Raw genomic sequence first — 15,465 nt, 5'->3', positions numbered from 1 at the left:
GGTAACACAGCGGAAAAATGGAGGAAATATGGAAGACTGTCAGGAATGGTCTGAGTGTGGTGCGTTGTTTCGCCGGGTGGCGGCTTCGCCTTACCCGGCCTACAAGATCCTCGAACCGTAGGCCGGGTAAGGCGAAGCCGCCACCCGGCACAACCCCATTAGCTAAACACCACCTGCGCCCAGCGGGCCAGTCCTGCCGTAACGGAGCCAAAGTCATCGCCGCCGGCAATCGGGATCCCCGGCAGCTGTTCCGCCAGCGCTTTCTTGATCAGCGGTGAACGGGCGCTACCGCCGGTCAGGTAAATCACGTCCGGTTTCTCTTTGCCATTCTCAAGCGCCAGCTGCACCTGCTCCAGAATACGCTGTAGCGGCTGAGCCAGCGCCATTTCCAGCCCTTCCTGGGTGATAGCCGTAGCCAGATCGTCCCTGATAAACGGTAGCGTAACCGCATGCTCAGGACGATCGGAAAGGGCGATTTTGCTCTCTTCGGCGGTGCGCACCACCCGGTAGCTCAGACGCTGACGCCACACCTTATACAGCAGCGCGACCTTCTCTGCATCCTGCGCATCACGCACCAGATCGTTAAGGAAACGCCCATTCGCGGTGCTGTAAAAATCACTCTGGGCAGGGACGTCGTTGATGGCAATCGCATTCCACCATGGCAGGATCGGCAGGGCGATGCCTTTCTCGGTTTGACCGCCCATGCCGAGCAGCGGCATCAGGCTCTTGAATGCCAGGGCGATATCCAGATCGTTACCGCCCACGCGGCAGCCGCTGTGTCCCAGCAGGCTGTTTTCACGATCGCGACGATGATGCCACTGCGGACCCATCAGCAGTAATGAACAGTCCGTCGTACCACCGCCGATGTCCACCACCAGCACCCGTTTCTCTTCCGTCAGCGTGGCTTCAAAATCCAGTCCCGCCGCAACCGGCTCATACTGGAACACCACGTCACGGAAGCCAGCCCGGTGCGCTGCACGCTCAAGGATCCCCTGCGCCTGCTGGTTGGCTTCGTCGCCGCCCAGCCCCTGGAAGTTGATCGGACGGCCAATCACCGCCTGGGTGATGGCATCCGGCACCTGGGATTGCGCCTGATTGCGGATGTGCAGCATCATCGCGCAGACCAGATCTTCAAACATCGCCACCTGCTGTGGCTTCAGGCCGCTGGCGCCGAGGAAGGATTTCGGCGATTTAACGAAGTAGACCTCTTCCGGGTCTTCAATGTACTGCCCGAGGGAAGAGAGGCCGAACTGCACGCTGGAAGGGGTAACGTCGATATCTTCCTCGCGGTTAAAGCTGACCGCACGGCGCAGCAGCGCCTGGGTTTCCGCCGCCGTGGCCGGAACCTGATGATGGCGGAACAGCCACTCGCTCACCGCTTCACGCGTGGGCGCACAGAGCATTGACGGCAACAGCGTACTGCCGTTTTCCATTTTCAGGAGCTGCGGTTGTCCGTTTTGCATTATCGCAACCGAGCAGTTTGCGGTGCCGTAGTCGAATCCAATAAACACAATAAATCCCCATGCCGGTGAGAAGGGGCGAGACTTTAGCGAAATGTCTGCCAGGCGACAACAGGAATATGAAAGCAAGGCGCAACGCGATCTTTCGGTTTATGCTGAGGTAAATACAAAAGGAGAGACGATGTACACCCTGAACTGGCAACCGCCCTACGACTGGCAGTGGATGTTTGGCTTTCTTGCCGCGCGTGCGGTCACAGGGGTTGAGACCGTTACGGAGGATTACTACGAACGCAGTTTTGGCTATGCGGGGCACCAGGGCGTTTTACGGGTTACGCCAGACAGCGCAACCCATACGCTGGCGGTGTCGCTCAGCCCTGGCCTGATCCCGGTGGCGGATATTTGCCTGGACCGCATTGCCCGCCTGTTCGATCTTGATTGCGACCCGCTAAGAATTGCGCAGACCCTGGGCGATCTCGGCGCGGCGCGGCCGGGGTTACGTTTGCCGGGCGCGATGGATGCCTACGAGCAGGGCGTGCGCGCCATTCTCGGGCAACTGGTGAGCGTGGCGATGGCGGCAAAACTGGCGTCAAGAGTGGTGGCGCTGTGCGGTGAACCCATCCAGGACGCGCCGGGCTACCTCTGTTTTCCTCCGCCAGAGGTACTGGCCGCGGTGGATCCGCTGGCGTTGAAAGCCCTTGGGATGCCGCTCAAGCGTGCGGAGTCGTTGATTCATCTGGCGCAGTCGGTGGTGGACGGTGAATTCCCGCTGTTCCCGCCTGCGAACGTCGAGGCCGGGATGAAGGCGCTACAGCAGCGCCCCGGCATCGGGCGCTGGACCGCTAATTATCTGGCCTTGCGCGGCTGGCAGGCGAAGGATGTTTTCCTGCCGGATGATTATCTCATTAAACAGCGCTTTGCCGGTATGACGCCCGCGCAGATCCGTCGCTATGCCGAGCGCTGGCAGCCGTGGCGCTCGTATGCGCTGTTACATATCTGGTACACCAACGGCTGGTCGCCGTCAGTTGATGGCGAAATAGCTGGTATTCAGCAGTAGATCGAGCGGCTGCGCTTCCCCGATAGTGTCGCCGTAAATAAAGTCAATGCCGATGCCCGACAGTGTATTCATCATGATCGACTGATGGCATGGCCCGGCAATGGTTTTTATGCCCAGACGCTGGGCGTGGCCCTGAATGATGGTCACCATCATCTCATCCATCAGATTGCCGTGGACGTTGGTCACCACGTCTGCATCCAGCAGCAGATAATCAGCGGTGTTGGCGCTGAGCTGGCTGAAGACGTTCATATCGCGTCCAACCCGGGTCAGCACCACGCGACAGCCAGCCTGACGAAGCTTTTGCAGACCCTGCGGCACGTTTTCATCCGTATTGCTCAGCACATCAACGGCGATCGCCAGATGCAGCAGCCGCGCCGGCAGCGGACCTCTGGTGATCAGGTCGAGCAGCTCATCCACCAGCGTGACGCTGGCTAAACCCGCTTCTGAGAGCGGCAGCGCGACGCCCATCCCTTTGGCCGCCACCTGTGCGGCATAGGTACGGAAAAATTCGCTGAATATACGTCGGTCAAGGGCGTGCAGCAGCTCCGGCTCCGCCAGCCCGGCGCGGAAGGCATGCTCTTCCAGCACTTCCCCCTGGCTGGTCCACAACCGCAGGGAAATCAGCCAGAAGCTACTGCTCTCGGGAATGCGCGGTGAGGCGACGCTGCGGGCGATCATCAGCAGATGATTATCTTTGATCATGTGCCACTGCTCATCCAGCGACATCATGCTGCGCGTGCTGTGGATCCGCTCCTGCTGGGGTTCATAGACGGTGACCACACCGCGCCCGCTGTTTTTCGAGGCGTAACAGGCGATATCGGCCTGTGACATCACTTCCGCTGTCTGATGATTAGCGTCGTCAATCAATGTGATCCCCGCGCTGGCGCCGATGCGGTGCAGGCGTCCTTCCCAGGAAAAATGATAGTTGTTGATGGCGTCGATCAACCGGCCCGCAATATAGCGTGCGCTTTCGACGTTGCAGTCCGGCAGCAGCAGGCCAAACTCGTCGCCGCCCAGACGCGCCAGCACGTCGCTGGAGCGCAGCATGGTCAGCATCAGCGAAGAGAGTTCGCGCAGGAGCGCGTCGCCCGCCGCGTGGCCTGCGGTATCGTTCACCGCCTTAAAACGGTCAAGATCGATAAAGACCAGCGCGTGACGCTGATGGGTCTCCTGTACCGTCTGCAACAGGCGCTTAAGATGGTTTTCAAAACTGACGCGGTTCGCCAGGTGGGTAAGGGCGTCATGGGAAGCGCTGTAGCTCAACTGGCGCAGCATTTTGCGCGACTCGGTGACATCCTGAATCACCAGCACCGAGCCGATAGCGTGCCCCTCCAGGGTGCTGAGCGGGGTAATGCTGTAATGAATGTCGAAACTGCCGCCATTCCGGCAGTTAAGCACCACATCCTGTTCGATATCGGTACGGGACATATCGCCGCTGTGGATGTTTTCCATTAACGGGCCGTTCTCGCCGAAGGTAATGTGCAGCACCTTCAGAACGGGCTGACCCAGCGCTTCGCTTTGCGACCAGCCGCTCATCTTCTCGGCGACCGGGTTCATAAAGGTGATGTTCATGTCGATATCGGTGCACAGCACCGCTTCGCCGATGGAGTCGAGGGTGATATGCAGGCGCTCTTTTTCCTGGAACAGCGCCTCGTTCAGCTGCTTCACCTCGGTCATATCCATGTTGATCCCTAACAGCCGCTCCACTTCGCCCTGTTTGTTCAGCACCCGGTTCGCCAGCGAACGAATGTGGCGAATGCCATCCTTGACGCGAATGCGAAATTCCAGCTTGAAAGGCACCCTGGCCTGGAGTGACTCACGCAGTACCTGTTCGGCGTGCGGACGATCTTCAGGCACCATGGCCGCATGCCAGAGCTGCCAGGTAGGTTTAATGTGCGGGGGGATCTCGTACAGCTCAAACATCCGTTTATCCCAGCTGATCACGTCCGGCTCGAGATCCCACTCCCAGATCCCGATGCCGCCGGCTTCGTTCGCGAGGGTGATACGCTCCATCAGACGCTTATTCACCCACTCGGTCTGTTTCAGGTCGTTGATGTCTTCAATCTGGGCAATAAAGTAGAGCGGCGTACCGTCGGCATGGCGCACAACGGAAACGGCCAGCAGCGCCCACACCACCTCGCCGCTGCGGGTGTAGTAGCGTTTTTCGAGGCTGTAGCTGTTGATCTCCCCGTTAATCAGCTGTTGCAACTGCTCCAGGTCGGTATTTAAATCTTCCGGCCAGGTTAACTGCTGGAACGTGAGCGACTGAAGCTCAGACTGACTGTAACCGAGGAAATTGCACAGCGCCTTGTTGGCCTGAAGCCACTGGCCCTCAATGCCCACCAGCGCCATACCAATGGCGGAATATTCCATCGCATTACGAAAACGTTCTTCGCTTTCCGTAATATGTTTACGCTCGGCCCGGAAGGCATACATCACCATCGTCATAATGTTGGCGGGGAGCAGCATCATCAGGAAGGGAAGCCATGGCGCGTTGAAGGTCACCATCATGTTTGAAGGTGTCATGGAGGGCGGGTTTCGCGCCATCATCAAGGACACCATCATGATGGTGAATAAAAAAATCAGGAATGCTTCCATTCGCGGCAGGCGTACCGCGCTCCACATCAGCAAAACGATGATGCAGGTGAACGGCCACGGCAGCCAGGTGATTGCCGTCCAGCTAAGAACCAGCGTAACGACCAGGGTCACCAGCGTTTCCAGCAGCAGTCTCGGGTTGCGGTGGCGCAGCAGGTAATGCGGTTTAAACAGCAGACCTAACGGTACAAGCGCCAGCGCGCCAATGGCTTCTGAAAGTACCCAAAACAGAAAATTACGCAGCGGCTCCGCGCCTGGCACCAGAAAATGAACCAGAATGCCGCCCACCAGCGGCGGCACCAGGGCGCTGCCGAGGGCAAGGCGTATCCAGTCGTTGAGGTTTTGCAGCGGGTTATACCAGGGGAGCAGCTTACGCAGCAACACCGCACCAACACAGGCCTCAATAATATTGATTGCCGTGTAGGTTAAGTTGATTGATTCCCATGAAAAGAGCATCCACGAGGCAAAAATATTGCCAAAGGAGCAGGCGAGGGCGATGCCGGGCCACATTTTTCCCGCATGGCGGTAAAACGCCACCATCATAATGGAGGTCGGGAACCACAATGGCGCCAGCAGCGAACCGAAGCGAGTCAGCTCAAGGGAAAATAAGGTGAAGATGAACGTGACCAGACCCAGACAGACAAGCCGCAGTAAAGGATGTGGGGTAGTAACCAAAACCCGCTGGTATTGTTTATTCATTACCGCTCTATCCAGGGACGCCGTGTTGTCAGGAGCCAGCTCCGGACGCGTGAAATCATTAATTTGGTTTATGCTAGTACAAACATTTTACAATTCATATGCTGAGTGCTCAGATTTTGACTTCATAGACTTATAAAATAGTTACTCTGCGAAGAAGGGGGATGAAATGGTGAAAATCCGTGCGTAAAAATTTCGCTAAAGGCGTGAAACGGCGCTTTTCAGCCCGCCTCGCATAACCTGCGCATTCGACTGGTATCACGCCCCCGAAATCCCTATAATTGCCGCGTTTGACGCTCCGGCGTCGTCCTTCCTTACATCCAGGTTAATCAGGTCGCTAAATTTATGACTGATAAGTCTCATCAGTGCGTCATCATAGGCATCGCCGGCGCATCGGCTTCAGGTAAAAGTCTTATTGCCAGTACGCTTTATCGCGAACTGCGTGAACAAGTGGGTGATGAGCATATCGGTGTTATTCCCGAAGATAGCTATTACAAAGATCAATCCCATCTTTCGATGGAAGAGCGCGTAAAAACCAACTACGACCACCCCAGTGCGATGGATCACAGTCTGCTGTTCCAGCATCTGGAAGCGCTGAAGCGCGGCGAGGCGATTGAGCTGCCCGTCTACAGTTACGTGGAACATACCCGCACCCAGGAAACGATCCGCATTGAGCCCAAGAAGGTGATTATCCTTGAAGGGATTTTGCTGCTCACCGACGCCCGTCTGCGCGAATCAATGAACTTCTCGATTTTCGTCGATACCCCGCTGGATATCTGCCTGATGCGGCGTATTAAACGCGACGTTAACGAACGCGGTCGCTCCATGGACTCCGTGATGGCGCAGTATCAGAAAACCGTTCGCCCGATGTTCCTGCAATTTATTGAGCCTTCTAAACAATACGCCGATATTATTGTGCCTCGCGGCGGTAAAAACCGTATTGCCATTGATATCTTAAAAGCGAAAATCAGTCAGTTTTTTGAATAAGCCGTGTGAATTGTGTACCGTTCAGAGATAACCTGGTTTTGCCCTGACGCCGTAAGGATTCAGGGCGCGATGCACGAAAGGAGAAAGTGCCATGCGTCTTTGTGACCGCGATATAGAAGCCTGGCTGGATGAAGGCCGCCTGTCTATCACCCCGCGTCCGCCGGTTGAGCGTATTAACGGCGTGACCGTCGATGTACGTCTGGGGAATAAGTTCCGCACCTTCAGCGGCCACACGGCACCGTTTATCGACCTCAGCGGGCCGAAAGACGAAGTCAGTGCGGCGCTGGATCGCGTCATGAGTGACGAAATCGTCATCGAAGAAGGAGAGGCGTTTTATCTCCATCCTGGCGAACTGGCGCTGGCGGTGACCTTTGAATCGGTCACGCTGCCTGCGGATCTGGTCGGCTGGCTTGACGGACGCTCTTCTCTGGCGCGTCTGGGCCTGATGGTGCACGTCACCGCGCACCGTATCGATCCGGGCTGGTCTGGCCGTATCGTGCTGGAGTTCTTTAACGCCGGTAAACTGCCGCTGGCGCTTCGCCCGGGAATGATGATCGGTGCGTTGAGCTTCGAACCGCTGACCGGCCCGGCAGACCGTCCTTATAACCGCCGTCAGGACGCAAAATATCGCGACCAGCAGGGTGCGGTTGCCAGCCGTATCGATAAAGACTGATCTGTGAGTTCACTGAGGAAGCCATGAGAAGAGTTCTGACAACGCTGATGATTTTGCTGGTGGTGCTGGTGGCTGGCCTTTCAGCGTTGGTGCTGCTGGTTAACCCGAATGACTTCCGGGCCTACATGGTGCGGCAGGTTGAAGCGCGCAGCGGGTATGAACTCAAGCTGGACGGGCCGCTGCGCTGGCACGTCTGGCCGCAGCTCAGCATTCTCTCCGGACGTATGTCGCTCACCGCGCCGGGCGCCGCGCAGCCGCTTGTTACGGCGGATAACATGCGTCTTGATGTCGCGCTCATCCCGCTCTTATCCCATCAGCTCCAGGTTGAACAGGTGATGCTGAAAGGGGCGGTGATTCAGCTTACGCCACAAACCGAAGCCGTTCGTCAGGCGAATGCTCCGGTCGCACCGCGTGAAAATACTTTGCCTGACGTTCCGTCTGACACCGGCTGGTCTTTCGATATTGGTAATCTGAAAGTCGCTGACAGCGTGCTGGTTTTCCAGCATGAGGATGACGAACAGATCACCGTCCGCAATATCAACCTCAAGATGGAGCAGGACGCCAACCATCACGCGACCATGGAGTTCTCCGGGCGGATCAACCGTAACCAGCGCGATCTCAACCTGTCGATGAATGCGAACGTGAACGCCTCTGACTACCCGCACCAGCTGACGGCGGACGTTCAGCAGGTCAACTGGCAGCTGACCGGCGCGGATTTACCCGCGAAGGGGATCGCCGGCCAGGGCACGATGCAGGCGGTGTGGCACGAAGAGCGCAAACAGCTCGAACTGAACGCGCTCAACCTCCAGGCCAACGACAGTTCCCTGAAGGGGCAGGCGAGCGTCACGCTTGATGAGAAACCCAAGTGGGTGTTGGATCTGCAATTCGACAAGCTGAACCTTGAGAACCTGCTCGCGGCCCAAACGGTGAATGCGACCGATGAGGGTGTCGCGCAGGTAGGGCAAAGCCAGGTCACGCAGTCGCGTCCGGTGATCTCCTCCAGTCTCGATCTGCCTGACTACAATGGTCTGCGCGGATTTACCGCCGACATTCTGCTGAAAGCGAACAGCGTGCGCTGGCGTGGGATTGATTTTACTGACGTCAACAGCCAGATGTTCAACCACAACGGCCTGCTGGTCATCTCTGAGCTCAGCGGAAAAATGGGGGCAGGAAATCTCTCCCTGCCGGGCACGCTGGACGTACGTAAAGACGTTGCCAGCGCCGCGTTCCAGCCGCGTCTGGAAAACGTTGAGATTGGCACCATCCTGAAAGCCTTTAATTACCCGATTTCCCTCACGGGGCAGCTGTCGCTGGCCGGGGATTTCTCCGGCACGAAGATTGATGCGGACGCCTTCCGTCGTAGCTGGAAGGGGCAGGCGCACGTTGAGCTAAAAGATTCGCGCATGGAAGGGCTGAACTTCCAGCAACTGGTGCAGCAGGCGGTAGAGCGCAGCAGCAGCGTGAAGGCGAATGAAAACTACGATAGCGCAACCCGTCTCGACAGCTTTACCAGCGAGCTTGCCCTCGACAACGGTCAGCTCTCGCTCGACGAGATGCAAGGAATCTCGTCCCTGCTGGCGCTGACCGGAAACGGCGCGCTGGATCTGGTGAAAGAGACGGTTGACACCCGCTTCAACGTCCGCGTGAAGGCCGGCTGGGAAGGGGAAGGTCAGCTTGTCGAGTTCCTGAAAGAGACGCCGATACCGCTGCGCGTGTACGGAAAATGGCAGGAACTGAATTACAGTTTGCAGGTCGATCAGATCCTGCGTAAGCACCTTCAGGATGAAGCGAAACGTCGGCTGAATGACTGGGCGGACCGCAATAAAGAGTCTCAGTCTGGTAAGGACGTGAAAAAGTTGCTCGATAAGCTCTGATGCCTGTTGTGCCGGGTGGCGGCTTCGCCTTACCCGGCCTACAAAAGCCAGACACCGTAGGCCGGGTAAGCGAAGCGCCACCCGGCTTTTTTACACCTCAAAATCCATCTCATCCTCACCGCGCAGCGGTATCAGCTGCACCTTCTGCACGCGATGGCTCTCTACCTGCAAGGTTTTGATCATGTAATCCCCCACCTGGACCTCTTCGCCCGGCTGCGGAATACGTTGCAGATATTCCATCAGCAAACCGGCGATGGTGTGGTATTCGCGCTTCTCGTCCAGCGGAAGCGGAACGAACTGCACCAGATCTTCAAGCGGCATGTGGCCGTTGGCGGTCCAGCTGCCGTCGGCGTTTTTCTGAATATCGTGACGCGCATCGATCTCATCCACCTCATTAGGCAGATTACCGGCGATGGTTTCCATCACGTCGCTGAGCGTCACCAGCCCTTCCACAGAACCAAACTCATCAACGACAAACGCGAAGTGGGTACGCGCGTTGCGGAACTGCTCCAGCGCGGAGAGCAGCGGCAGCGCTTCCGGGAAGACCAGCGGCTGGCGCACCAGCGCGCGCAGGTTGAGCGGCTCACCGTGAAGCTGCTGTTGCAGCAGGTCAATCACGTGTACCACGCCCAGCAGCTCTTCTTCCTCTTCTCCGCCGGTCACCACCACGCGGGTGTGCTGGTTTTTATCCAGTAGGGCACGGATCTGCTCTTCCGGTGCCGTCAGGTCAATATGCTCAATGTCGTGGCGGGAGGTCATGATACTGCTGACCGAGCGCTGGTTGAGGTTAAGCACGCGCTCTATCATCCGGCGTTCCTGCGGGTTGAAGATCTGCCCGTCGCTGTGGTCGGCTAGCATCGCAGCGGATTCAGCATCCAGCTCGGCATCCTCTTTTTTGCCGCTCAGCAGGCGCATCACCGTATCTGCGGTGCGCTGTCGTAATGTCTGGTTCGCGGAAAGAAAACGGCGGCGGTTGAAAATGGCCAGCTGGTTAAGAAACTCAATAAGCACCGAGAAACCAATGGCTGCGTACAGATATCCTTTCGGGATATGGAAGCCAAAACCATCCGCCACCAGGCTAAAGCCAATCATCAGCAGGAAGCTCAGACAGAGAATGACGATAGTCGGGTGACTGTTCACGAAGCGCGTCAGGGCTTTACTGGCGAGCACCATCAGGGTGATGGCAATGATCACGGCGGCCATCATCACCGCCAGATGGTCAACCATCCCGACGGCAGTAATCACGGAGTCGAGAGAAAAGACGGCATCCAGCACCACTATCTGCGCGACCACCGGCCAGAATTTAGCGCCGCGCCGCTGGGTGGGGTTTTCACTGTCTTTTCCTTCCAGCCGCTCATTAAGCTCAACCGTGGCTTTGAACAGCAGGAACAATCCGCCGAAAAGCATGATCAGGTCGCGGGCGCTAAAGCTCAGACCCTGCACGCTGAATAAGGGTTTGGTGAGCGTGACCAGCCAGGAGATTGAGGCCAGTAACAGCAGACGCATCACCATGGCGAGCAGAAGACCCGTCACGCGGGCGCGGTCGCGTTGTGAAGGGGGTAATTTATCGGCAAGGATGGCGATAAACACCAGGTTATCAATGCCGAGCACTAATTCGATGACGACCAGCGTCACCAGCCCGGCCCAGATTGATGGATCGGCAATCCATTCCATAGTAAATGCAATACCTTCTGTTATATGACTAATGTCACACTTCGATCATGGATAAAGCAGACGGAAATTGCAATGCCGGGGTGAGATTTCTCTTAATGCTACACTCAGGTAAAACCCATTTGCGGGGCGGTGTAAATAAGTTAAATGCGAAGATTTAATTACAAAAGACGATATTTAGGATATATCGCAATAAATGGTCTGGCGCTCTATTTTGTCAATATAAAGAAAATCCGAAAACCTCAAAACTTTGCTCTTAATATTAATCTTAAAAACGAATATTAGGACGGTTGTCTCCTTGCCTGCTATTAGGTTAGCTGCAACAATTCTTCCAGCATCAAATGTTAAATCTCCTTGTTGCTATTTTTGTTTCAGTCTTTGGTGAAGGTTATACATTATCAATCACCCGTTTAAGGTGGCGGATATATTTCTCAAAAGGCCTGATCCAAGAGGGTGTCTAACCATAACGCATTGTTTAGTCAGTGGATTGGTAACTGAAAGCCAAGGGCGGTAGCGTGCCTGAAAGCGTGTGAATCAGCCTCAATTATTCTGTCAATAGCCAATGGATGAATAAGCTTTTTTTAGGACTGATGCCAGTTATATTGCTAAATGATTAACTGCATTCTGATTGTCACCACGCCCCGCGCTTATTTTAATTGCACAGGATAATTACTCTGCCAAAGTGATAAATAATCAATGATGAAATCCAAAATGAAATTGATGCCATTATTGGTGTCTGTGACCTTGATGAGTGGTTGCACGGTCTTTCCCGGCAGCAATATGTCAACAATGGGCAAGGATGTGATTAAACAGCAGGATGCTGATTTTGATCTCGACAAAATGGTGAATGTTTACCCATTAACCCCACGTCTGGTAGAACAATTACGCCCACGTCCGAATGTTGCTCAGCCAAATATGTCTCTGGACCAGGAAATTGCCTCTTACCAGTATCGCGTGGGTCCGGGTGACGTCATTAACGTGACCGTCTGGGATCACCCGGAGCTGACCACGCCTGCGGGCCAGTACCGTAGCTCAAGCGACACCGGTAACTGGGTACAGTCCGATGGCACCATGTTCTATCCCTACATTGGCAAAGTGCACGTCGCGGGAAAAACGCTTGCTGAGATCCGTAGTGATATTACCGGCCGCCTGGCGCAGTACATTGCTGACCCGCAGGTGGACGTTAATATCGCCGCGTTCCGATCCCAGAAAGCCTATATCTCAGGCCAGGTCAACAAATCCGGCCAGCAGGCTATCACCAACGTCCCGCTCACCGTGCTTGATGCGATCAATGCCGCAGGCGGCTTAACCGACGGTGCTGACTGGCGCAACGTGGTGCTGACCCACAACGGCAAAGAGCAGCGCATTTCGCTTCAGGCGCTGATGCAAAACGGTGACCTGACCCAGAACCGTCTCCTCTATCCGGGCGATATTCTTTACGTGCCGCGCAACGACGATCTGAAAGTGTTCGTGATGGGTGAAGTGAAGAAACAGAGCACCCTCAAGATGGACTTCAGCGGTATGACCCTGACCGAAGCGCTGGGCAACGCGGAAGGTATCGATCTGACCGCCTCCAACGCCAGCGGTATCTTTGTGATCCGTCCAATCAAAGGCGAAAACGCGAAAGGCAAGATTGCCAACATCTACCAGCTGGACATGTCCGACGCGACGTCGCTGGTCATGGCAACGTCGTTCCGTCTCCAGCCATACGATGTGGTCTATGTCACCACCGCGCCGGTTGCCCGCTGGAACCGTCTGATCAACCAGTTGCTGCCTACCATCAGTGGCGTTCGCTACATGACGGATACGGCGAGCGACATTCATACCTGGTAAGCCGCGATGTTTAACAAAATTCTGGTGGTATGTGTGGGGAACATTTGCCGTTCCCCCACGGCTGAAAGGCTGTTGAAAAATTACCAGCCTGCGTTAACGGTCGACTCCGCAGGGCTGGGCGCGCTGGTCGGAAAAGGTGCCGACGAACGTGCCGCAAGCGTCGCCCTTGAGCATAACCTCTCACTCGACGGGCACGTTGCCCGTCAGGTCTCTGGCCGAATGTGCCGGGAATATGACCTGATCCTCGCGATGGAAAAACGCCACATTCACGCGCTGTGCGATATCGCACCGGAGATGCGCGGCAAGGTGATGCTGTTTGGTCACTGGGATGGTGAGCGCGAAATTCCCGATCCGTATCGCAAGAGCCGCGAGGCCTTTGAGGCGGTATACACCTTACTAGACCAGTCTGCCCGCCAGTGGGCGCAGGCACTGAAAGCTCAGCAGGGATAACAATGACAGAAAAAACAAGACCTTCTGCCGCCCCGACGTCGGGCAGTGATGAAATCGATATCGGTCGCCTGGTCGGGACCGTTATTGAAGCGAAATGGTGGGTGCTGGGTATAACCGCCATCTTTGCCGTGGCGGCGATCGTTTATACGCTGTTCGCGACGCCTATTTACAGCGCCGACGCGCTGGTGCAGATCGAACAAAATACCGGAAACTCGCTGGTTCAGGATATCGGCTCTGCGCTGGCCAACAAGCCGCCGGCATCGGAGGCTGAAATTCAGCTGATCCAGTCGCGCCTGGTATTGGGCAAAACGGTTCACGATCTGGGGCTGGATATCGCGGTCACCAAAAACACCTTCCCGGTGTTTGGCGCAGGCTGGGATCGCCTGATGGGGCGCAGTAACGATACGGTAAAAGTGACCGACTTCGTGATTCCAAAAGGGGCAGGGGACCAAACCTTTACCCTGACCGTGCTGGGACCAAAACAGTATCAGCTGACCAGCGACGCAGGCTTCAGCGCGCGCGGCGAAGTGGGGCAGATGCTGACCAAAGAGGGCGTGAGCATCAGGGTTGGTGCCATCCAGGCGCACGAGGGCGGTGAGTTTACGGTCACCAAATTCTCGACGCTCGGAATGATCAACAATCTGCAAAACAACCTGACCGTCACCGAAAACGGCAAGGACACCGGCGTCCTGAGCATGACCTTCACAGGTGAAGACAAGGATCAAATCCGCGACATCCTGAACAGCATCACCCGTAACTACCTTGAGCAGAACGTTGAGCGCAAGTCAGCGGAAGCCGCTAAAAGCCTCGCGTTCCTCAGTAAACAGTTGCCGGAGGTGCGCGCCCGTCTGGATGACGCCGAGAACAAGCTGAACGCATACCGTCAGGATAAAGACTCCGTCGACCTGCCGCTGGAGGCGAAATCGGTTCTCGACTCCATGGTCAATATTGATGCGCAGCTAAACGAGCTGACCTTTAAAGAGGCGGAAATTTCCAAGCTCTATACCAAACGTCACCCGGCGTACCGCACGCTGCTCGAGAAACGTCGTACCCTGGAAGAAGAGAAGGCGAAGCTGAATGACCGCGTGACCGCGATGCCGAAGACGCAGCAGGAAATCGTACGCCTGACGCGTGATGTGGAATCCGGCCAGCAGGTTTACATGCAACTGCTGAACAAGCAGCAGGAGCTGAAAATCACCGAAGCCAGCACCGTGGGCGACGTGCGTATCGTTGACCCGGCGATTACCCAGCCGGGCGTGCTGAAGCCGAAGAAAGCGCTGATTATCCTCGGCAGCATTATTCTCGGCCTGATGCTCTCTATCGTCGGCGTGCTGCTGCGCTCGCTGTTCAACCGCGGTATCGAAAGCCCGCAGGTGCTGGAAGAGAACGGGATCAGCGTGTACGCCAGCATCCCGCTTTCGGAGTGGCAGAAGTCCCGTGACAGCGTCAAAACCGTTAAGGGCGTCAAGCGTTACAAACAGAGCCAGCTGCTGGCCGTGGGTAACCCGACCGACCTGGCGATTGAAGCGGTGCGTAGCCTGCGTACCAGCCTCCACTTCGCCATGATGCAGGCCAAAAACAACGTCCTGATGATGACCGGTGTCAGCCCGTCAATTGGTAAGACCTTCGTCTGTGCCAACCTGGCGGCGGTGGTGAGCCAGACCAACAAGCGCGTGCTGCTGATCGACTGCGACATGCGTAAGGGCTACACCCATGAGCTGCTGGGCACCAACAACGTTAACGGCCTGTCGGAAATCCTGCTGGGTAAAGGGGAGATCAGCGAGAGCGCCAAGCCGACCTCGATTCCGAAATTTGACCTGATCCCGCGTGGCCAGGTACCGCCGAACCCGTCTGAACTGCTGATGAGCGAGCGCTTCACGCAGCTGATCGAGTGGGCAAGCAAAAACTATGACCTGGTGCTGATCGATACCCCACCAATTCTGGCGGTCACCGACGCCGCCGTGGTAGGGCGTCATGCGGGCACCACGCTGATGGTTGCACGCTATGCGGTGAACACCCTGAAGGAAGTGGAAACCAGCCTGAGCCGCTTTGAGCAGAACGGTATTGAGGTGAAAGGGGTCATTCTGAACTCCATCTTCCGCCGTGCGACGGGTTATCAGGATTACGGCTACTACGAGTACGAATACAAGTCTGACTCTAAATAACAAAACA

Annotated in this window: 10 protein-coding genes; 7 read left to right on the top strand and 3 right to left on the bottom strand. The window is 56.2% G+C overall.

The annotated features are described in order from the left end of the window. Positions 1 to 158 precede the first annotated feature (158 nt). Entirely contained in the window at positions 159 to 1,511 is a 1,353-nt protein-coding gene (gene yegD / locus BFV65_RS13610) for a molecular chaperone (protein ID WP_023306578.1), read from the bottom strand. 130 nt (positions 1,512 to 1,641) lie between these two features. Here yegD and alkA point away from each other — a divergent pair, with 130 nt between their 5' ends. Further along, entirely contained in the window at positions 1,642 to 2,514 is an 873-nt protein-coding gene (gene alkA / locus BFV65_RS13605; RefSeq protein WP_069596763.1) for a DNA-3-methyladenine glycosylase 2, read from the top strand. Here the strand turns inward: alkA and BFV65_RS13600 are convergent. Continuing rightward, positions 2,479 to 5,808, bottom strand: coding sequence for a diguanylate cyclase (locus BFV65_RS13600; RefSeq protein ID WP_069596762.1), 3,330 nt, complete (start codon positions 5,806 to 5,808; stop codon positions 2,479 to 2,481). The genes alkA and BFV65_RS13600 overlap by 36 nt on opposite strands. Positions 5,809 to 6,150: 342 nt before the next feature. Between BFV65_RS13600 and udk the strand changes: the two genes are divergently transcribed. From udk to asmA, 3 genes are all read left to right on the top strand, one after another. Beyond that, on the top strand, positions 6,151 to 6,792 hold the full coding sequence (gene udk, locus BFV65_RS13595; protein ID WP_000130320.1) for a uridine kinase: 642 nt from the start codon (positions 6,151 to 6,153) through the stop codon (positions 6,790 to 6,792). 91 nt (positions 6,793 to 6,883) lie between these two features. After that, positions 6,884 to 7,465: a dCTP deaminase gene (gene dcd / locus BFV65_RS13590; RefSeq protein WP_006811250.1), complete on the top strand. Its 582-nt coding sequence runs from the start codon at positions 6,884 to 6,886 to the stop codon at positions 7,463 to 7,465. 23 nt (positions 7,466 to 7,488) lie between these two features. After that, entirely contained in the window at positions 7,489 to 9,339 is a 1,851-nt protein-coding gene (asmA, locus tag BFV65_RS13585) for an outer membrane assembly protein AsmA (protein ID WP_038416378.1), read from the top strand. Between the two features lie 90 nt (positions 9,340 to 9,429). Here asmA and BFV65_RS13580 read toward each other — a convergent pair whose 3' ends face one another. Further along, a complete protein-coding gene (locus tag BFV65_RS13580) occupies positions 9,430 to 11,013 on the bottom strand; it encodes a TerC family protein (protein WP_015572372.1) in 1,584 nt (527 codons plus the stop codon). A gap of 693 nt (positions 11,014 to 11,706) precedes the next feature. Between BFV65_RS13580 and BFV65_RS13575 the strand changes: the two genes are divergently transcribed. Genes BFV65_RS13575 through wzc form a run of 3 tightly spaced genes read left to right on the top strand, consistent with a single transcriptional unit; the run spans position 11,707 to position 15,458 of the window. Next, on the top strand, positions 11,707 to 12,843 hold the full coding sequence (locus BFV65_RS13575; protein WP_022648641.1) for a polysaccharide export protein: 1,137 nt from the start codon (positions 11,707 to 11,709) through the stop codon (positions 12,841 to 12,843). Positions 12,844 to 12,849: 6 nt separating this feature from the next. After that, on the top strand, positions 12,850 to 13,293 hold the full coding sequence (gene wzb, locus BFV65_RS13570; RefSeq protein ID WP_003862078.1) for a low molecular weight protein-tyrosine-phosphatase Wzb: 444 nt from the start codon (positions 12,850 to 12,852) through the stop codon (positions 13,291 to 13,293). A gap of 2 nt (positions 13,294 to 13,295) precedes the next feature. After that, the gene (gene wzc, locus BFV65_RS13565; protein WP_063147728.1) at positions 13,296 to 15,458 is read left to right on the top strand and encodes a tyrosine-protein kinase Wzc; all 2,163 of its coding nucleotides are present in this window, start codon (positions 13,296 to 13,298) and stop codon (positions 15,456 to 15,458) included. The last annotated feature ends 7 nt before the right edge of the window (positions 15,459 to 15,465 follow it).

This window comes from Enterobacter hormaechei subsp. hoffmannii (assembly GCF_001729745.1).
GTDB lineage: Bacteria > Pseudomonadota > Gammaproteobacteria > Enterobacterales > Enterobacteriaceae > Enterobacter > Enterobacter intestinihominis.
Note: the sequence above shows the minus strand (reverse complement) of the source record. Positions and strands in the feature narration are given on the sequence as shown.

Excerpts from the sequence above, each read along its gene's own strand:
- asmA (WP_038416378.1), top strand. The coding sequence starts at position 7,489 with ATGAGAAGAGTTCTGACAACGCTGATGATTTTGCTGGTGGTGCTGGTG.
- BFV65_RS13580 (WP_015572372.1), bottom strand. The coding sequence starts at position 11,013 with ATGGAATGGATTGCCGATCCATCAATCTGGGCCGGGCTGGTGACGCTG.
- alkA (WP_069596763.1), top strand. The coding sequence starts at position 1,642 with ATGTACACCCTGAACTGGCAACCGCCCTACGACTGGCAGTGGATGTTT.
- wzc (WP_063147728.1), top strand. The coding sequence starts at position 13,296 with ATGACAGAAAAAACAAGACCTTCTGCCGCCCCGACGTCGGGCAGTGAT.
- wzb (WP_003862078.1), top strand. The coding sequence starts at position 12,850 with ATGTTTAACAAAATTCTGGTGGTATGTGTGGGGAACATTTGCCGTTCC.
- dcd (WP_006811250.1), top strand. The coding sequence starts at position 6,884 with ATGCGTCTTTGTGACCGCGATATAGAAGCCTGGCTGGATGAAGGCCGC.
- BFV65_RS13600 (WP_069596762.1), bottom strand. The coding sequence starts at position 5,808 with ATGAATAAACAATACCAGCGGGTTTTGGTTACTACCCCACATCCTTTA.
- BFV65_RS13575 (WP_022648641.1), top strand. The coding sequence starts at position 11,707 with ATGATGAAATCCAAAATGAAATTGATGCCATTATTGGTGTCTGTGACC.
- udk (WP_000130320.1), top strand. The coding sequence starts at position 6,151 with ATGACTGATAAGTCTCATCAGTGCGTCATCATAGGCATCGCCGGCGCA.